Source organism: Lujinxingia sediminis, from assembly GCF_004005565.1.
GTDB lineage: Bacteria > Myxococcota_A > Bradymonadia > Bradymonadales > Bradymonadaceae > Lujinxingia > Lujinxingia sediminis.
In genome coordinates this window covers 183,018-201,957 of the sequence record NZ_SADD01000007.1, presented here as the reverse complement: position 1 = coordinate 201,957, position 18,940 = coordinate 183,018, and the positions used below count along the sequence as shown (strand labels likewise).

Genomic DNA, 18,940 nt, shown 5'->3' with positions numbered 1-18,940 from the left:
AGTTAAATATCGAGGTTACGCACGTCGAGAGCGTGGGTTTCAATGAACTCACGGCGCGGCTCGACCTGGTCGCCCATCAAGACGGTGAAGAGGGCGTCGGCCTCGACCGCATCTTCGATGCGGACCTGAAGCATGGTGCGGGCCTCCGGGTCCATGGTGGTGTCCCAGAGCTGGTCGGGGTTCATCTCACCCAGCCCCTTGTAGCGCTGGATGGACTGACCCTTACGACCGGCGGCGAGCACCCGGTTGAGCACCTGGGCGATCGAGGTGAGCGGCTCGGTTTCTTTGCCGTCGTCGACGACCACGTGCTCTCCGAGGGACTCGAAGGCGCGGCGGATGCGCAGAAGCTCTTTGTAGTCGACGCCGGAGAGGAAGGCGCGGTCCAGTCGCGAGGTGATCGAGGTGCCGGAGACGCGGCTCCGCCACTGCGCGACGAAGAGGTCATCGAGCTCGGCATCGTCGAGGATCTCGGGGGTGCGCCAGGGCACCGTCGAGTAGCTCTGGCGCAGACGCTCCAGAAGCTCCTGGCTGCGGGTGGTGAGGCGCTCCCGATCCTGAAGGTCGTCAAGGGTGAAGTCGGCTTTGACGGCTTCTTCGACGATGCGGTCATCGTGGTTGCGGGCGACGCGCTCAAGCACGCTGCGGTACTTGAGCAGGTCGTCGATGAAGGTGGCCAGCTCGTCGCCGGCGAGCTCTTTGCCGTTTTCGCCGCGCAGGGTCAGGGCACTCTTGGCGTTCTCGATGAGGCGATCGTTGAGCTCACGCTCGTCCTTGAGGTACTCCATGGTGCGGCCGCGCTTGATGGAGAAGAGCGGCGGCTGGGCGATGTAGAGGTAGCCCCGGGCGATGATCTCGGGCATCTGCCGGTAGAAGAAGGTCAAAAGCAGGGTGCGGATGTGGCTACCGTCGACGTCGGCGTCCGTCATGATGACGATGTTGTGGTAGCGCAGCTTCTCGATGTCGAAATACTCCTGGCCGATGCCGGTGCCCAGGGCGCTGATGATCGTGGAGATCTCATTGTTGGAGAGCATGCGATCAAAGCGTGCTTTCTCGACGTTGAGGATCTTACCGCGCAGGGGGAGGATGGCCTGGAACTTACGGTTTCGGCCCTGCTTGGCGGAGCCACCGGCGGAATCACCCTCGACGATGTAGAGCTCGCTTTCCTCGGGCTTACGCGACTGGCAGTCTGCGAGTTTGCCGGGGAGGGCGGAGATCTGGAGGGCGCTCTTGCGGGAGATCTCGCGGGCCTTACGGGCGGCCTCGCGGGCGCGTGAGGCGGCGATGGCTTTCTCGATGATGGCCTTGGCCACCGAGGGGTTCTCTTCGAGGAAGATCGACAGGCGTTCGTTGACCACCGACTCGACCGCGCCCTTAATCTCGTTGGAGACGAGCTTGTCTTTGGTCTGGCTGGAGAATTTGGGGTCGGGCATCTTCACCGAGAGCACCGCGGCGATGCCCTCGCGGATGTCGTCGCCGGTGATGGACTCTTTGAGCATGCCGTTGGAGACGCCGTAGAGGTTCACCGTGCGGGTAAGCGCGCCGCGGAAGCCCGAGAGGTGGCTGCCGCCGTCGCGGTTACGGATGGTGTTGGTGTAGCAGAAGATGTTTTCGTTGTAGGAGTCGTTCCACTGCATGGAGACTTCTACGGTGATGCCCTGCTCGGGGAGCTCTTTGGTGATGTAGATGGGCTCGTCGTGCAGGGGGGCTTTGTTTTTGTTGAGGTCGGCAACAAAGGAGTTAAGCCCGCCTTCGTAGTTGAAGTCGTGGCGTTTGTTGTCGCGCTCATCGACGATCACGATGCGCACGCCGCTGTTGAGGTAGGAGAGCTCACGCAGGCGCTGGGAGAGCACGTCGAAGGAGAAGCGGGTGATCTGGAAGATCTCCGGGTCGGGCAAGAAGGTGATCTTGGTGCCGGTGGTCTTGGCCTTTCCGATGGCGCGCAGGGGCTCGCGGGGGACGCCGCGGTCGTAGGTCTGGGTCCAGATCTCTCCGTTGCGGCGGATCTCCAGGGTGAGCCATGTGGAGAGGGCGTTCACCACCGAGACGCCGACGCCGTGGAGGCCGCCGGAGACTTTGTAGGAGTTCTGGTCGAACTTCCCGCCGGCGTGGAGCACGGTCATGATAACTTCGGCAGCGGAGCGGCCCTGCTTTTTGTGCATATCGACCGGGATGCCGCGGCCGTTATCTTCGACGGAGAGGGACTCGTCGGTGTGGATGGTGATGGTGACCTGATCGCAGTAGCCGGCCAGGGCCTCGTCGATGGAGTTATCGACGGCCTCGTAGACCATGTGGTGGAGGCCGGAGCCGTCGTCGGTGTCTCCGATGTACATGCCGGGGCGCTTGCGCACCGCCTCCAGTCCTTCGAGGACCTGGATGGATTCGGCGTTGTAGTCGGAGCCCTGGGGGGCGGCGTCTTGAGGGGTCTGGTTATCTTGGGCCATGGTACGTCTAGCCTGGGTCGGTGGGTCACAACCAACAAGGGCGCTCGAAGAGGTGCTCGCCAGGGTGTGGCGAGGCGACGAGGAGCGCGCGGTCAGCGATCGTCAGAGGAGCACGCCGGAAGCCCCGGGATGGCGAGTTGAGGCTCGCCGGGGGCAGCGCGCTCAAGCGTCGCGGGAAGGTAACACAGGGGGGCAGGGGCGTCTATCCCGGCAGGGTGTGTCGAGGCGTGTGGATCGGGGGGGAGAGGCCCCGGCCGAGAGCGCGGCGCAGCGGGTTACCCGGTGGGGCTATGGGGCGCGGCGTACCGGGTTATGAAGGGTGCCGATGCCGTCGATGGTCACCTCCACGCTCTGGCCCTCGGTGATGGGCCCGACGCCGGCGGGTGTGCCGGTGAGGATGACGTCGCCGGGCAGGAGCGTCATCACGCTGGAGATGAAGGCGACGACCTCGGGAAGCCCGAAGATAAAGTCGTTGAGACGCGTCTGCTGGCGCACCTCGCCATCGACGCGGCAGGTCAGGGTGTGCTCGGCCGGGATAAAGTCGGCGGTGAGCGCGACGGCCGGGCCCAGGGGGGCGAAGGTGTCAAATCCCTTGGCGCGGGTGTAGCGCGACTCGCGGCGCTGGATGTCGCGCGCGGTCACGTCGGTGGCGCACGTAAACCCAAAGATCCCCCGCATCGCATCCTCGGCGCTCACCCCTTTGAGGCGCTCGCCGACGATCATCGCGAGCTCGCCCTCGTGATGGACCTCCTCGGAGGCAGCCGGGAGCTCAATGGCTTCATCGGGGCCGATGACGGCGGTGGAGGGCTTGAGAAAGATCAGGGGTTCTTGAGGGATGGCTTTGCCCATCTCCTCGGCGTGGGCCCGGTAGTTCAGCCCGACGCAGACCACCTTGGTGGGGCAGGCCGGGGCGAGCAGCTGGGCGCGATCTTTGCGGATGCGCGCGCCGTCTTCCGAGAGGGGACGGCCCTCCAGGATGGCCTGATGCAGCTCGGCGACATCTCCGGCGAGGGTGACGAAGTGCTCGCCATCGCAGCGGGCGTAAACAGGGCGACGCCCGGCTGGATGCGCGATGCGCACCAGCCGGGTACAACGTTCGTGTCGTGGCATGATATCTGGCTTAGCCCTGCTGACCGGCGGCTTCGGCGGCGGCCTCCTGGGCCTTCTTCAACGCCTCTTCCTGCTGCGCCTGGATGCGCTGGAACTCCGCTTCGCGATCGGCGATGTAGCGGTTGATGGCGTTGAAGTCTTTTTCGAGCTTCCAGGTGTAGTCGCATTGCAGCTGGATGCTGGCGTCGTCGGGGAGACGGCGAGTCTCGGCTTCATCCTTCCAGTTGCACTCCCAGGTGCGGCGGTTGATCGAGGTCAGGAAGTTCGGCAGCTCGTCGTTGTCCGGGAAGGCCAGCTCCAGGCGGTCGCCGCGGTCGGGCGGGGTGTCCACGCGCAGCTGCATCTCTTTGAGCTCACCGCTCTCCTCATCTTTGACGTAGTAGGTGCCAAAGGTCACCGGGGTGCGCAGCTCTTCGCCATCTTTGTTGAGGGCGATGGTGTTGTTGAGCAGGATCTGCGCGCCGGAGGGGATGGTGTTGATGGTGGCTTCGCCGTAGAAGTCGTTGTCCAGGTCCGACTCCATACGCTGGGCGAACTCCTGGCCGTATTTGGCGTCGATGGGCACCAGGTTGGCGTTGTAGTTGAAGCGGTAGTCGCCGTTGCCGCCGTCCTGCCACATGCCCTCGGTCAGGGTGATGGTGGCGGGCTGGTGGCCGGGGGCGGTCACTTCAATATGGTGGGTGTCGCGCACCGAGAGGTTCTGGATGGCGGTGCTCGGACCCAGCTCCAGCGCACGCCAGGGGCCGTCTTCGCCGCCGACCTGTCCGTACTGGATCTGGCCGTTGAGCTTGATGGTGGCGCCCACCGGGTTGCCGGTGATGGTCAGGTTGCCATAGCGAGGCATTGCGGCGAGCTGGGCGGCCAGGTGCTCCTCTTCGGCTTGCTGGGCGCGACGAAGCATCTCTTCCTGGTAGTTGCCCTGAAGCAGCAGCATGAAGTCGTCGCCAAAGCCGGTGAAGTGATGCAGCATCGCCAGCATGCCGACCACCAGCACGAGGACCACACCCACGAGCACTTTGGTCATGGGGTTTTTGGGCGCGGGAATGTCGCCCAGGTCGTCATCATCGAGGTAGGTCGAGGAGAGGTCGATGTCGTCGTCATCGTCGGACTTCGAGGGGGTGAAAACGCCCTCGATGCCGGCGGGAGCGGCTTTCTTTTTCGTCTTTTTGGGCTCGGCTGCTTTGGGTTCGGCCTTCTTCTTCGCCTTTTTGGGCGCCGGAGCCACTTCGACTTCGCTGCTTTCATCGGCAGCGCTCTCAAACTCGCTGCTCTCATCGGCGGCCTCGACCTCGCTGCTCTCATCGGCAGCGCTCACGACGTCATCGTCGTCGTCGACTTCCGCGCCTTGAGAGGCGGCGGCAAGCTCCTCCTCGATCGCCGCGCCGATAGCATCGGCGGCGGGAGAGGGCGAGGTGTCGGCAGCTTTTTTCTTTTTCTTCTTTTTCTTGGTGCCACCGGGGACATCAAAGATGCCACCGATTCCGGACATCATGTCGTCGGATGTTTTGGGCTTTTTATCTTTGCTTTTGGTGTCGTCAGACATGTGCCTGTGCTCCATTCGTGCGGGGCGGATTCGCCCTGTCAGAGAGGCCACGCTAGAGTGACCCGCTGCGATTCAAGTTGGGGACGTTACGGGCTCCTCTCCAAAACTGTCAAGGTGCCGAGCGCAGCCAGGACGACGCTGACGGCGTCGATAGGGATTCGCGGTAGCGCTGCTACAGCTTCATCCCTATCTCCTTGTCAGGCGTCGCCCTGGCTGCGCTCGGGTGCCGAGCGCCCCAGGACGACGCCAGCGGTGTCGCTGCGTCGTCGCGGTAGCGCTGCTACACGCTCCTCCTGGCTCCTTGCTGGGCGTCGCCCTGGCTGCGCTCGGGGCTTTTATTGTGCGGGGAAGTTGGCTGCGTCGTCGCGGTAGCGCTGCTACACGCTCCTCCTTGCTCCTTGTCAGGCGTCGCCCTGGATGCGCTCGGGTGCCGAGCGCCCCAGGACGACGCCAGCGGTGTCGCTGCGTCGTCGCGGTAGCGCTGCTACACGCTCCTCCTTGCTCCTTGCTGGGCGTCGCCCTGGCTGCGCTCGGATTGTTTGGTGTGCGGGGAAGTTGGCTGCGTCGTCGCGGTAGCTAAAGCTACAGCTTCCTCCTTGCTGGACGTCGCCCTGGCTGCGCTCGGATAGTTTGGTGTGCGGGGGAAGGTGGTTGCGTGTTGGGGGAGTGCCGTCTGGAAGCCTCGGGCAATCGCGAGTAGGCTGCGCGTGCGGCGGCCCTACGAGGGATGGGGTCGCGGGTGAACATGTGACGTCTGAATGGGAGGTTGTGATGGTTGAAAAAGAGGCGGTGGTCAAAGCGTTGGTGGAGGCCGCGAAAGAGGCAGCGGCGGACGAAGAGCGTGGGATGCCCGCGGAGGTGAGGGCTCAGGCGCAGGAGGTGTTCGGGGAGGTGGAGGGAGCGCTCTGGGCGGCGCTTGTGGAGGCCGTGGGGGGCAAAAGGCGCGGGGCAAAGAGCGAGCCCACGCAGGTGGAGCGGGTGGTGGGAGAGGCGTTTGAGCATCCGCTTTATGTGGAGACGAGCCAGGGGATGCTCTACGCGATGCACGGGCCGGATCTGGAGGTGGGGGAGGGGCCGGAGTACATCGAGAGCCCGGAGGGCATTGGTGAGGTGGTGGATGTGACGTGGGTGGGGGAGGGCGATGCGCTCTATATCTTCAGCAATGAGGGGAGGTTTTACGGGGTGGACCCGCGGATGGTTCCGCTGTGGGACCGCCGGGGGGAGGGGCGCACGATTCGCGATGTGTTGAGGTTATCGGGGGAGGAACAGGCGCGTTTTCTGGTGCCGCGGCGCCAGATTGCGACCGGGCGCGTGGTGCATGTGACGACTCAGGGTAAGGGCAAGGCCAGTGATGGGGGGGAGTTTGATAAGGGCGAGGGCCTGGACCGCTCGGGGCGTGAGGCGTTTTTGCTCAATGAGGGGGATGAGGCTGTGGCGGTGATGGCGGTCGGAAGAGGGGCGACGATCTTTTGTGCGTCGGCTCAGGGGCAGGGCATTCATTTTGAGGCTTCCGAGCTGCGCTCGATGGGGCGAAAGGCCGTGGGGGTTAACCTGATGAAGTTGGGCGGTGAGGACGACGCCGTCATCAGCGCGTTTGAGGGCACGCGGGTGCGGCAGCTGGCGGTGGTCACCGCCGAGGGGCTGGGCAAGCGTGTGGAGTTCGGGGAGTTTCGCACCCAGGGGCGTGGCGGGGCGGGGATGCAGGTGCTGCGCTTGAACCCGGGGGATCGGGTGGTGGGTGTGGTGGCGTGCAACCCGGGCGAAGATCTGGGGCTGATCTTGAGCAGCGGTCGGGTGTGGCGTTTGCCGGCGGCGGAGTTTTCGCTGATGGGCCGCTCGGCCAAGGGAAGCCGCGTCGTAGAGCTTGAGGATGGGGAGGAGGTGCTGGGCCTTGTGGCGCTACCCTGCGGGGGCTGAGTCGAGGAGCTCGCTTCGGCGCGCGCGCAGCGCCTCGGCGCGCGCCGGGGCGACGCGTTCCACGCAGAGTGCGGAGAGCTCCAGGGCGTGTGCGGCGCGCTCCACGCGCTGGCGGCTGAGCAGGAGCTCGGCGGCCTGCTCCAGGAAGACGGAGAAGTCGCGGGCCATCGGGGTGCGTGCGTCCAGGGTCGTCTGGAGCGCGTTGAGGTGGGTGTCGACGCCGCAGAGGTCATCGTGGCGGGCGGCGACCACCAGGCTGCCAATGGCGCCGATGGGGCGGTAGAGCGGAAACATCAGGTTCTGCGGGGAGGTCTCAAAGGCGGCAAAGCGGCGCTCGGCCTCGGCGTAGTTGCCTTCCTCCAGGTCGCAAAATCCCAGGAGGGAATCGGTCAGGCTGGCGAGCACGTGGCCGATGGAGTGGGCCAGGTGACGGGCCTGGCGGTAATGCTGGCGGGCCTGGCTCAGATCGCCGTGGTAGCGGGCGAAGTCGCCCAGGGTGCGCAGACTCAGCGCCAGGCCGCTGCGGCTTCCGGCGGCTTCAAAGAGCTTATGGGCGCGCTGCGCGAAGGGCAGGCCCCTGGCGTCCCAGGTGCGGATATGCGTCTCGGCGATGCCGTGCGTACACCAGGCCGCTTCCAGAAGCTCACCGGAGCGCTCGGCGATGTGATGGCCGTCGACAAAGGCCTGACGGGCTGCAGAGATATCTCCCAGGCCGGCCAGAATCCAGCCCAGGCCGTGGAGGCAGCGCGCGGTGCCGCGATCATCGTTAACCCGGTGAAAGAGGTCGAGTGCGCGACGGTAGTGGGTCAGCGCCAGGTCGGGCTGGTTGGAGAAGTTCTCGATATTGGCCAGCACGCGGTGGGCGTCGGCGCGGTAGGCCGCAGGCAGGGATTCGCCCAACGCGAGGGCTCGGTCCAGTAGGTCGCGCGCGGAGCGAAAGGCTCCCATATAGCGCTCGGCCTCGGCGCGTGCGATCCAGGCGTGGGCGCGCTCGGGATGGTTGGCTTCGAGTCGCAGCGCGTCGTGGCAGCGGTCGATGCGCTCCAGGATCGCCAGGGAGGGCAGATAGGCGCTGCGCAGGATATGATGCTGGTTGGCCTGCCACAAAAGCGGGAGGGCTTCCTCAAAGGCCTCGGCCGCCAGGAGATGGCGGGCGCGGCGCTCCGCAAGCGAGGTTGAGCCATGGGAGACGCCGGTAAGCACGGAGGCTGCGCAGTGGTGAATACGACGCCAGCGCGGCGTTGTGGCGCTGATGCTCTCGATGACATCACGGTAAAGGGGCAGGCGAAAATGCCATCCCCGCGGTCGCAGCCCGGCCATCGCGCGAACTAAAAGCTCGTCGAGAAGCCCCGGATCGGGAGGAATATCGAGGTCATCGCACATGAGCTGCCACTCTTGCTGGTCGATGTCGATGCCCAGCGCCGCGGCGACCTCCAGTGCCCAGCGTGCCGCCTGCGGATCGGGGCGGCTCTCAATCAGCGCGTCGATGCGTCGGGTTAAAAGCGCATGTAGAGTGTCGTCAAAAGGCGCTCCCTGGCGCAGCACATAGCCGTAGGGCGAGGATTGCAGCGCGCCGGTGTGCACCCAATCCTCAATGAGCTGCACCGCGAAGAGGGGGTTGCCGGCGGTACGACCACAGATCTGGCGAACGAGTGTGTCTTCCAGGCCCAGAAGATCGCGCACCAGTTGGCGCTGGTGGGAAGCGTCCAGCGCTTGCAAATCGAGGGTCTCACAGTGCTCGTGGGCGATGAGAAGATCGAGGAGCTGGCGCTCGGCCAGGCGCTCATCAAGGCCCTCGGGGCGCACCGTAGCGATGATGAGCAGGGGGAGGTTCTTCTCGTCGCGGGTGTTGAGCGCGTGCAGCGCAAAGCCCAGGGCCTCCTGGCCCCATTGCACATCATCAAGACCGAGGATGATCGGGCGCTCCGCGCCGATGAGGTGAACGACCTCTTCGAGCAGGGCGTAGCGCTCCAGCGGGGAGGTCAGCGAGGGGGGCCTCTCGGCGTCGGGGGCAATCCAGCTGGCCAGGCCCTGGCAGAGGTGAGGCGCTGGCGCGAGCTCCCAGTGAGTTTGCAGGGCGTGGTCGAGCCGCCGCGCGGTCTTCTCGCCAGAGAGCCCGGTGGCCCCGAAGAAGGTCTGCAGGGCGCGGGGCAGGCCGTCATGTGGACCCATGATCGGGCTGTGGGTGGCGCGCAGCGCAGTGGCCACACCGAGCTCTTCGGCGCGGGTGGCCAGCCAGTGCATCTGGCGTGTTTTGCCCATGCCGGCGTCGCCGCGCAGCAGGACCACCCGGGTTTTGCTCTCACTGTGCACCCGACGAAGTTGGTGCCAGAGCAGGTCGCGTTCCTCCTGGCGACCGATAAAGCGGGCGTCGCGGATGCCGAAGAGGCCCTTGCCCAGGCCCAGGGTGAGCTCGCTGAGCTGGGGAAGTTCCGGGGCGCGCCAGTCCGGCGGCGGGGCGACGCTGCGGGCGATGCGCACCGGGCGTTGCGGGCCGCTGGGGGCCGGCTTCGGGCTGGTTTCAACGCGGTCGTGGTGCGCCATCGCTTCGAGCTGATGGGTATCGAGCAGGGCGGTCTTGATGGCAAGCGCGGGGAGCTCGACGGCGTCGAGTGTCTCGGAGTCGCGGTAGAAGGCCAGGGTGGGCGCGTGGGAAAGGGTGGACGCCTCCACCATCGTCTCGGTCGCCGGTGCATCGGATGTGGGCTCGGGCTCGCCGAGCAAAAGCAGCCCGCGGGCGGCGTCGGCCGCGCGGCGGTAGCGCCGGGAGATATCGCGGGAGAGCAGACGTCTGACCCAGTTCTCAAAACCATCGGGAAGAGCGATGCGAGCTTGCAGCGGCGGCACCTCGGCGGTGAGGTGCTGCATCGCAATGGCCATCAGGGAATCGCCCTCAAAAGGCGCCCGGCCGCTGCTGAGCAGGTAGCTCATGCATCCCAGCGCATAAAGATCGGTCCAGGGACCGTAGTCGCGCCAGTGGCCGTGAAGCTGCTCCGGGGCCATAAACGTCGGGGTGCCGGCGGCCCGCGAGTGAATGTCGGAGGTCTGGCTGGAAAACGAGGGATCCTGAATGTGCGCAATGCCGTAGTCGGAGAGCATCCAGCGGGCGTGGCCGGCCTCATCGGGCGTCCAGAGCACATTGGCCGGTTTCAGGTCGCGGTGAATGATGCCCCGGGCGTGGGAGTGGGCCAGCGCGTCGAGCACCTCCAGGAGCAGGCGGCGCAGGCTCGTCCAGTCCGGCGGCAGAGGGGCGTCTTCCAGCGCGCCGTGAGCCAGCTCCATGGCCAGCCACAGTGAGCCGGGCGGGGCGTCTGGCAGCGCCGCTTTGCAGTCTTCGGTGGTCGTGCCGTAATCGAGGACTTTGACAATCGCCGGGTGGTTGAGCGTGGCGATCGCGCGCACCTCCCGGTTGAAGCTCTCACGGTAGCGCGTCTCGGTGGCGAAGTTTGCGCGCAGCACCTTGATCGCGACCTCGACACCGGTGGCGCGGTTGCGGGCCCGAAAGACTTCCCCCATACCGCCTTCGCCCAGTTTTTCGAGGATCTCAAAGGTCTCCACCATACGAAGTACTATCGCTGGAGTTGGGGGCAGTCGTCAATTCTGCGCGTTCGACTCCGGCGCGTTCGCCAGGTCTTCCAGAGTGATATGAGGCAGAAGTCGCCGGTAGGTAGCCGGGCCGATGCCTTTGACACGTTTGAGGTGACTCAGGCGAGTGAAGGGCCGCTGGCTGCGGTAGTCGAGGATGCGCCCGGCCAGTGCGGGGCCGATGCCGCGGATGGAGGTGAGCTCGGCCTCGGTGGCGGTGTTGATGTTGACCTTTGTGATCGGCGCTGGCGCTTCGGCAAGCCCGGGTGATGGGGCGGACGCGGCGGGATCGTCGTCTTCGGCCGCGTGTTCGCTCTGTGCGGTGGGCGTCGTGGGGCCGGGGTCAGACGCGGGTTCGGCGCGCGGGTGGTGGGCGTGGGGATCGGGCGCTGAGTGCGTATCGAGCTCTACGATGTCAAGGGCGTGGAGCTCGTGGAGAAGATCATCGGAAGGCTCCTTCGACATGAGTGGGACGAGCGAATCACTGGAGAACACACGTAGCTCATGCTCCGCGCTCTCGACGAGCGGAGCGCCATCGTCGATGCCGTGCTCGAAGAGCCGCGGCTCACCATCGTCGATGTCACTCAGCGCGAGCATGCCGTCGACGGAATCGAGCTCCTCGCTCTCCGTGTCGCTGAGGTCGTCTCGACCCGTCTCCTCATCATCGAAAAAGATCGCTGGTTGCAGGGCGTCGCCGGAGGCGCTCGGTGGGGTGGGGCAGCTCGCGTGGAGCGGGCGGTAGGTACGGCCCGACTCGCTGGCGTTGGCGCTCTCGCAGCCGCTGAAGATCACCACCCCTATCAGGAGAAACGTCAGCCAGAACTCGCCCGGATGGTGCCCGCGACGACGACCCAGGCGGGGACAACGCTCGCCGTAGCCACGTAAAGCATCGACGATCTGGCAAGTCATCTGCGTGCAATCAGGCATAGCCCCCTCCGAAGCCGGTTGAAGTATCCAGGCGTCCTGATGTTGTTATCGCGAGCGGGGGGCTGGTTTTGCTCTCTCGGGCACAAAAAAACCGACCTTTTCAGGTCGGCTTCTTCTTCCGGCGAGATGTCACCGGGTCAGGATAACTCGGCCAGCTCTTTTGCAATGCGGCGCTCACGACGTTTCGTGATGACGTAGGCCACCGCGATGGAGATGCCGTAGAGGAGCATCAGCGGAGCGGCCAGCATCAGCTGCGTGACCACGTCGGGGGGGGTGAGAATGGCGGCGATGATAAAGGCGGCTACCACCGCGATGCGCCAGTGCTGCAGCAGGTGGCGATGGGTCAGCACCCCCACCGCCGAGAGCAGGGAGGTGACCACCGGAAGCTCAAAGACCATCCCGAAGCCCAGCAGGAGCTTGGTGGTGAGCGCGAAGTAGTCTTTGATCATCAAGGTCGGGTTGGAGACCTCCAGCGAGAAGCCCAGCAAGAAGGCGTAGCCGAAGGGAATGACCACGTAATAACAAAAGCTCGCGCCCAGCAAAAAGAAGAGGGTCGCGCCGGCCACAAAGGGCACGGCTGCGCGTTTTTCGTCGGGGTAGAGCCCCGGGGCGACGAACTTCCAGACGTTGTAGATGATCGCCGGAGAGGCCAGAAAGACCGCGGCCAGAAGCGCCGTCTTGAGCAGGGTGAAGAAGGGCTCTGCCAGATCGGTGTTATGCATGTTGGCCAGCTCCCCTTCGGGGGCGGCTTTGATCAGGGGTTGCAGTAAGAAGTCGAAGATCTCGGCGGCAAAGCCCCAGCAGATCAGAAACGCGATGACCATCGCGATGAAGCTGTAGAGAAAGCGCCGGCGCAGCTCTACAAGGTGCGCCATAAAGCTCATGCGCATCTCCTGCAGGCTCTCGGCGGAGGCCTCCGAGCGGGGCTCAACATCGTGGTTCGGGCTCATCGCATCGGCTCCGGAGCCTGAGAGGCGACCAGCGCCACAGGGTGTCGCGTCATCGTGTCGGACTCCGCCGCGCTACGTGAAGCGCTCAGGCTCACCGCGTGGATCTCGGAGGTGGGGAGCGCCGGGGTGAGCGCCACAGCTTTGAGTTGGTTATGATGCAGCAGGTACTGCTGCTCGAGCAGGCGATCGAAGTCGGCCTCATCGAGCTGGTCCAGGCCGGAGGGCTCCGCGCTGGGGTAGCGATCCCGCGGCGCCGAGGCGGTGGAGACTCGCGTGGTGGGCGCGGCATCGGCAGCGGGTGAGGGCGACTCGGCGCCATCTGATACCGCCGATGAGGAGGGAGCTGAGCTGGCCGCAGGTGCGCTGGACGTGATGCGTTTTCTGGGTTTGTCGAGGTCGAGATCGTCGATCATCAACGCGTCGCGCAGGGTGTTGGAGGCCTTGCGCAGCTCGCGCATGCCTTTACCGGCCCAGCGCGCGAACTCCGGCAACTTCTCGGGACCGGCCACCACCAACACAAGTGCGGCGATGATCATTAATTCTGGAAAGGAGATGCCGAACATCGAAAGCCCGGGTCTATTGGCCTTATTTTACGCCGTGAGCCAGTGTTGACGCCGCGTCTGCTGCATCGAGGGTAGCGCGTGCAGCGTTGCAAAGTCTCGTCGATGCGAAAGCACCGCCTGAAGTTTTGCGCCTTGCCTGCGTCACGCTCGTTATCGCATCCGGCGACATCGGCTTCTGCTTCTGGCGTCGTCAGAGGCGCCCGGTGTCGGGGCGCTCAGGGTTTCCACTTGATGCTACAACCCATCGAGGGGTGTTGTTCCTCGACGGGACGGCTTCCGTCAAGCAGCGCGGCGATCGCGTCGTGAAGTTCGCGACGTTTTACCGCGTGGGGATCTTTCCAGTTATCGTCCAGGCGGCCGCAGTAGGCCAGCTGGCGATTGTGGTCGTACACAAAAAAGTCCGGCGTGCACACCGCGCCGTAGGCCCGGGCGACCTCCTGGGTTTCATCGTAGAGGTAGGGGAAGGGGAAACGCCTCTCGCGGGCAAGCTCCGCCATGGCGTCGGGGCCGTCCTGGGGGTAGCGCTCGGCGTCGTTGGCGCTGATGGCCACAAAGGCCACGTTGCCCTCGGGGAAGTCGTCGGGGAGGGCGACCAGCCGGTCGAACACCGCTTTGACATAGGGGCAGTGGTTGCAGATGAACATCACCACGAGCACCGGGCTGGAGGCGAAGTCGTCGAGGCGGCGAGTGACCCCCTCGGTGTCGGGGAGCGCAAAGTCAGGAGCGGGGGTGCCGAGCGCGGGGGCCTGGGTTTCGAGCAGGGCCATAGGATGATCTCACAGGCAGGGGGGTAGCGCTTGTGCAGAGAAGCGCCCGGGGAGGGCCCCGGGCGCCTTAAGACGTCTTCCGGTCACCCGGCGTTAGCAGAGGTGTCGGGCGTAGGTCCAGCCTACGATCGCACTGGCGTGCAGATCGTGGTGCTCAATATGCCACAGGGGCACCACCGCCACCTCCTCGCCCAGCGCGAAGTGATCGAGAAAGAATTTGGCCTCGCCGCGGCGCTCAAAGGTGGGCCTGGGGGCCTTTTGAGGGCTGAGCGTGGCGAGCGCCGGAAGAAGCGCCTGCAGCGCGGCGTGGGGGCTCTGCTCGGCGGTGATGGTGGGGGTGCCGGTGCCGAAGCCGGCCAGCGAGTCGAGTGCGTCGAAGACGACCCGGGTATGCTCTGTGTGCTGTGTACGTGTCATGAGTCCTCCTGGCGAGAAACGCTCGGGGCGGCGTCCCAAAGAAGCTCCTGTCGGGTGCTACGATCGACGTGGGATGGACCGCGTTGGCGAAGAGGTCGGGTACGTGAATGTACCCGGTCAATTTCCGTCGGAAGCGAACTTGTACACCTTTATTGAAATGTCCAGCGATCGGGTTTGCTCGGCGCGCCCTCGGGGGCGACGCGGCCACAGGGGCGCTGCGCGTCGTCCGCGCTGCGCGCGGGGGCATCTCAGCGTTGCGTTCGGAGCGCCAGAGTGCCGAGCTCGGTGTAGAGGTCGATGCCCGCCTGAAGATCGCTCACATCAATATGCTCGTGGTCGGCGTGGGCCACGCGAATATCGCCCGGACCCACAAGCCATACCGGCGCAAGCTCGCTGACGTAGGTCGCGTCGGTGTTGAAAGGCACCGTCGCCACCTCGTAACCCTCGGGCGGATCGAAGAAGACCGGGTCGTTGTAAACCGCCCCCTCCACCCGCGCCTCCTCGCCGGCCAGTGCCTCAACCCTCTGGAGCAGCGGCGCGATCGGGCTGACGGCGCGCATCAGAACCTGCGCCTGCGCCGAGGGCGCAAAGACGTTGGCCGCCACACCCCCCTCAATGGTGCCGATGTTCAGCGTCGTCGGCCCCAGAATGGTGTCCGTGGGCCAGTCGTGCTGGCGCATGCGCTCAAGCACATCGAGGAGTTTGTTGATCGCCGAGGTGCCCCGGTCCACAAAGGCCGAATGGCCGGCCACGCCCTCGGTCTTCAGGGTGAATTTGAGCATGCCTTTTTGCGCGGCGACCACCCGGTTGATGGTGGGCTCGCAGAGGATGATGCGCTCAAGCCCCTCTTCCTTCAGGTGGCTCAACGCCACGCTTTTCTTTGCGCCGCAATGGTCCACCTCTTCGCCGACCACCAACAAGAATCCCAGGTCGCGCTCTCCGGCGGCCAGCAGGCGCTTTGCGGCCTGAAGCATCGCCAGAAGCCCGCCCTTGGTGTCGCAGGCTCCGCGTCCGAAGATGCGGTCGCCCTCGCGTCGAACCGGTAAAAAGGGGGGAACCGTATCGACGTGGGTGGAGTAGAGCAGGCGCGCCGGCCGCTCGGTACGCGCCAGCAGGTTGTAGCGCCCCGGGGCGACATCCTGGCGATCGATGCGGCTGAAGCCGGCCTCTTTCAGCTCGGCCTCCAGAAGCTCCAGAAACGCCTTCTCTTCGCCGCTGGTGGAGTCGACTTCAAGCCAGGTTTGCAGCGTCGTTGCCAGAGTGTCGGAGGGGTCGGTCGGGGCCATGGGTGCTCCTGTCGGAAGGGGAAGGAAAGCCATCATCTGCAGTGGGTGTAGCAAAGGAAGGGGGCCTGCGGCAAAGGGCGAAGACCGCCCGGTGGCGCGTCACCGCGCCGGCCAGCGCACATCGTGGCGCTCGGCGACAGGGCACCTGGTGCGCAGGGTTCGACAGATGCCCCGCAGGGTGGCAGGATGCCGCCTGAGTTCGGATGCCAAAATCACAGAAAACGCAATGAGGCAACGATGGTCATGATCGAACAAGAGGTCTTTGAGGCGCGCCGCGCGCGACTGATGGAGAAGATCGGCCCCGAGGGCGTGCTGATCGTGGTGGGCCCCTCGATGCGCCAGCGCTCCAATGACACTGAGTACACCTACCGCCCCTCAAGCGATCTTCTCTACCTGAGCGGATTTCGAGAGCCGGAGTCGGTGCTCGTGCTGGCCCCGGGCCGCGAAGAGGGGGCGTTCGGGCTCTTTGTGCCCGATCGTGACCCGAGCAAGGAGCAGTGGGAAGGCCGCCGCGCCGGCCCCGAGGGGGCCGTGGCGCGTTTCGGGGCGGATGTCGCCTTCGGGCTGAGTCAGCTCGATGAGGAGCTTCCGAAGTTTCTGAAAGGCCGCCAGACCCTCTATTACACCCTGGGCGTGGAGCAGGCCTTTGATCAGCGGGTGATCGGCTGGGTGCAGTCCTTGCGCCATCGCCGCAACCAGCACCTGGCGATGCCGGCGGCCATCGCCGATGCGCGCGACCTGCTCTTTGAGGCACGTCTGATCAAAGGGGAGGCCGAGCTCAACGTCCTGCGCCGCGCCTGCGAGATCTCCGCAGAAGCGCACATCCTGGCGATGAAGCACTGCCGCCCGGGCATGATGGAGTACGAGCTTCAGGCGCTCATCGAATACCACTTCCGCCGCAGCGGGGGCAGCGGTCCGGCCTACGCCTCGATCGTGGGCGGCGGCGATAACGCCACGATTTTGCACTATACCGAAAACGAAGATCGCATCGGTGAAGACGATGTGGTGCTCATCGACGCCGGCTGCGAGTACGGCTACTACGCCGGCGATATCACCCGCAGCTTCCCGGCCAGCGGGCGCTTCTCCGAGCCGCAGCGACGCCTCTACCAGGCGGTGCTCGACGTGCTGGAGGCGACCACCGCCATGATCAAGCCCGGACTCCCCTATGATTCGCTTCAGGAGGAGGCCTCGAAGATGCTCGCGCAGGCGATGATCGACCTGGGCATCGTCAAGGAGACCCTGGAAGAGACCCTCGAGTCGAAGTCCTACCGCAAGTATTACCCCCACGGCATCGGTCACTGGCTGGGCATGGACGTCCACGACGTTGGACTCTACAAGCTCGACGAAGACACCTCTCGCCCCCTTGAGCCGGGCATGGTGCTCACCATTGAGCCGGGTATCTATGTGCCCGCCGACGATGAGAATGCCCCCGAAGAGCTGCGTGGCATCGGCGTGCGTATCGAAGACGATATTCTGGTCACCGCCGAAGGTTATGAGAACCTCACCGCGATGTGTCCCAAAGCGATCGACGAGGTCGAGGCGCTGGTGGGCTCGGCCGATACCAGGGCGCTCGCGTTTTGATGCGGGACGCTGCAACTTGTAAAAGACAGGTGCGATGCGGCAGCGTATAAGCGCCGCATCACTCGAGTCACACCCACGGTCGGTTGGCGTGGGTTCTGGCCTGGCGTCTTCCCGTTGTTCTTACGCGCATGTTTGCAGGAGAAGTCGATGAACGATCAGAATCAGGATAAATCGCAAAACGACTGGGCTGCGCCTTCGCATCAGCCGCCGCCCGCGGGCAATTTTAAGGACTATCGCCCGCCGCAGGATCATCTGCCCCAGCAGCAGAATAACCAGAACAACCCGGGAGGGCTGAGTACCGATCAGATCATCGCGCTGGTGCTCTCGTTCTTAATCCCCGGCGTCGGCCAGATCATGATGGGGCAGACCGCCAAGGGGCTTGTGATTCTGGCTGTGGCGATCGTTACCGGGTGCGGTGGGGGGCTGATCTCGATCGCCTCGGTGCTCGACGCCTTCCTGCTGATTAAAGCCAAAGAGTACCGTCAGGTTGGCGACTGGGAGTTTTTCCCGGACTTCAATCAGACCTTCGGCTCCAAATGAGCCTGAGCCGCACCGCCGCGGGTGTTCTCCGCGTGGTGTGGCTTTTTGAGCGTTGTACGTAGAGGCGCGCCCCTGAAGGGGCGCGTCTTTTTTTTTCCATCTGCGCACGTCTCCCGACGTGCACCCGTTGAACTCCGGGCCGCGGCGAGTTAGAGTGGTTCTATTCAGACCAGCAGTAGGGGTGAAGATGAGGTGGCGCGCGCTGCATTCGTGGCGAAAGGTAGTGTTGTGCGTGTAACCTGTTGAATGTGTTGGGTTTTTGAAAGACTTGCGCCGAGCCGTACCAGGTGCGTTCCTCAAGAAAGGGGCAGGGATGCCCCGGGAGAAAGCCATGGAAGAGCTCTTTGTTTTTGCCGACGCGCCGGGCCACGGCGACCGCTGGACCACTGCCATCAGCACGCGCGATTTGATCGCGATGCACCCCGCGCTGCACGACTTCGGGGACGTGGGTGATGATGTCGGCGAGTCCCGAGAGCTCTGGTTGGAGGAGGCGGTGGAGGCAGGGCTGCAACGCTACGGCTGCGATACCTTCAGCCGTCTCTACATCGATGTGCTCGGGCGTATTGATGAGATGGTCTGTGAGGCGCTTCACGACAGCGTGCTGGCGATGCAGGCCATCCTCAATCGTCCCGGTGCCGCTCGCCAGCTTGCGCAGCGCGAGAAGACCCTGCTCGACCAGATCCTCGACGACGAGCAAGGTGTCGCCCGCTATGTGGCCGGACCGATGCTGGAGCTTCGTTATCAGCGCCCCATCGCCAGGCTTCGCACCCTCTACGCGCTGCGCGGCGCGCGCCTGGGCCGCGGCCTTCCCTTTGGCGTCGACGCCTCCCAGATCCTCGAAGATGCCTTCGGCGGGGAGGCCTTCGTGATCGACTTTCTGGGGATGAAGGAGCAGGTCGCCCGCACCGTCGACGCGGTGAGCCTGGCGTGCAGAAACTTCGCGCGTCGTGATCTCGCGCAGCTCTACCGCGCGATCTTCTCGGATGTGATGGCCGGGCTGACCCGGAAGATCAGCGTGAATCGACGTTTTCAACGCTTTGTGATCGGTGGCTGGGTGCTCCCCGAGGTGCGTCGCCGTCAGACCCTGCGTCGCCTCTGTACCGAGGAGGCCACGTCCGTCGATATCATGCCGATCGAGCGCGGTGCGGCGGAGTCGGGCGGCAACGAGTGGGGGGAGAGGCATGCGGCGCACGAGGATCGCTCCGGATTTCACCCCTTCTAGCCTCGCCAGGCCCGAACCACGGCCGCGTGTGACCGGCACTGTGTAAGCGGGGCGGGCGGAGCTTGCCAGATGGTCGGATGGTTCTTAATCC

General features: G+C 64.9%; 14 protein-coding genes. 4 read left to right on the top strand and 10 right to left on the bottom strand.

Features of this window, described 5'->3' with window-relative positions:
- Positions 1-2 precede the first annotated feature (2 nt).
- The 3 genes from gyrB to EA187_RS13460 form a co-directional block, all read right to left on the bottom strand.
- On the bottom strand, positions 3-2,441 hold the full coding sequence (gyrB, locus tag EA187_RS13470) for a DNA topoisomerase (ATP-hydrolyzing) subunit B (protein ID WP_127780590.1): 2,439 nt from the start codon (positions 2,439-2,441) through the stop codon (positions 3-5).
- 288 nt (positions 2,442-2,729) lie between these two features.
- A complete protein-coding gene (locus EA187_RS13465; protein ID WP_115605535.1) occupies positions 2,730-3,551 on the bottom strand; it encodes a fumarylacetoacetate hydrolase family protein in 822 nt (273 codons plus the stop codon).
- A gap of 10 nt (positions 3,552-3,561) precedes the next feature.
- Entirely contained in the window at positions 3,562-5,094 is a 1,533-nt protein-coding gene (locus tag EA187_RS13460) for a hypothetical protein (RefSeq protein WP_127780589.1), read from the bottom strand.
- 771 nt (positions 5,095-5,865) lie between these two features.
- Here EA187_RS13460 and EA187_RS13455 point away from each other — a divergent pair.
- Positions 5,866-7,011, top strand: a complete 1,146-nt coding sequence (locus EA187_RS13455; protein WP_115605532.1) for a DNA gyrase C-terminal beta-propeller domain-containing protein — start codon at positions 5,866-5,868, stop codon at positions 7,009-7,011.
- Here EA187_RS13455 and EA187_RS13450 read toward each other — a convergent pair.
- The 7 genes from EA187_RS13450 to EA187_RS13420 form a co-directional block, all read right to left on the bottom strand.
- Complete coding sequence (locus EA187_RS13450; protein WP_127780588.1) at positions 6,994-10,572, bottom strand: serine/threonine-protein kinase; 3,579 nt, start codon at positions 10,570-10,572, stop codon at positions 6,994-6,996. The genes EA187_RS13455 and EA187_RS13450 overlap by 18 nt on opposite strands.
- 33 nt (positions 10,573-10,605) lie before the next feature.
- Positions 10,606-11,523: a ComEA family DNA-binding protein gene (locus tag EA187_RS20655; RefSeq protein ID WP_206524360.1), complete on the bottom strand. Its 918-nt coding sequence runs from the start codon at positions 11,521-11,523 to the stop codon at positions 10,606-10,608.
- Positions 11,524-11,660: 137 nt separating this feature from the next.
- The gene (gene tatC / locus EA187_RS13440) at positions 11,661-12,473 is read right to left on the bottom strand and encodes a twin-arginine translocase subunit TatC (protein ID WP_127780587.1); all 813 of its coding nucleotides are present in this window, start codon (positions 12,471-12,473) and stop codon (positions 11,661-11,663) included.
- Positions 12,470-13,036, bottom strand: a complete 567-nt coding sequence (locus tag EA187_RS20650; RefSeq protein WP_206524352.1) for a Sec-independent protein translocase subunit TatA/TatB — start codon at positions 13,034-13,036, stop codon at positions 12,470-12,472. The genes tatC and EA187_RS20650 overlap by 4 nt, the downstream gene beginning before the upstream one ends.
- Positions 13,037-13,251: 215 nt before the next feature.
- The gene (locus EA187_RS13430) at positions 13,252-13,803 is read right to left on the bottom strand and encodes a thioredoxin family protein (protein WP_127780586.1); all 552 of its coding nucleotides are present in this window, start codon (positions 13,801-13,803) and stop codon (positions 13,252-13,254) included.
- Positions 13,804-13,896: 93 nt separating this feature from the next.
- The gene (locus EA187_RS13425) at positions 13,897-14,220 is read right to left on the bottom strand and encodes a hypothetical protein (protein ID WP_115605521.1); all 324 of its coding nucleotides are present in this window, start codon (positions 14,218-14,220) and stop codon (positions 13,897-13,899) included.
- A 248-nt stretch (positions 14,221-14,468) separates the two neighbouring features.
- Positions 14,469-15,506, bottom strand: coding sequence for a M20/M25/M40 family metallo-hydrolase (locus EA187_RS13420; protein ID WP_164856258.1), 1,038 nt, complete (start codon positions 15,504-15,506; stop codon positions 14,469-14,471).
- Between the two features lie 237 nt (positions 15,507-15,743).
- Here EA187_RS13420 and EA187_RS13415 point away from each other — a divergent pair, with 237 nt between their 5' ends.
- The 3 genes from EA187_RS13415 (at position 15,744) to EA187_RS13405 (ending at position 18,849) form a co-directional block, all read left to right on the top strand.
- A complete protein-coding gene (locus tag EA187_RS13415) occupies positions 15,744-17,087 on the top strand; it encodes an aminopeptidase P N-terminal domain-containing protein (protein WP_164856257.1) in 1,344 nt (447 codons plus the stop codon).
- Positions 17,088-17,234: 147 nt separating this feature from the next.
- Positions 17,235-17,627, top strand: coding sequence for a hypothetical protein (locus tag EA187_RS13410; RefSeq protein ID WP_115605516.1), 393 nt, complete (start codon positions 17,235-17,237; stop codon positions 17,625-17,627).
- Positions 17,628-17,958: 331 nt separating this feature from the next.
- Positions 17,959-18,849 (top strand): hypothetical protein, encoded by an 891-nt coding sequence (locus EA187_RS13405; RefSeq protein WP_115605514.1) that lies wholly within the window; start codon positions 17,959-17,961, stop codon positions 18,847-18,849.
- Positions 18,850-18,940: the final 91 nt, after the last annotated feature.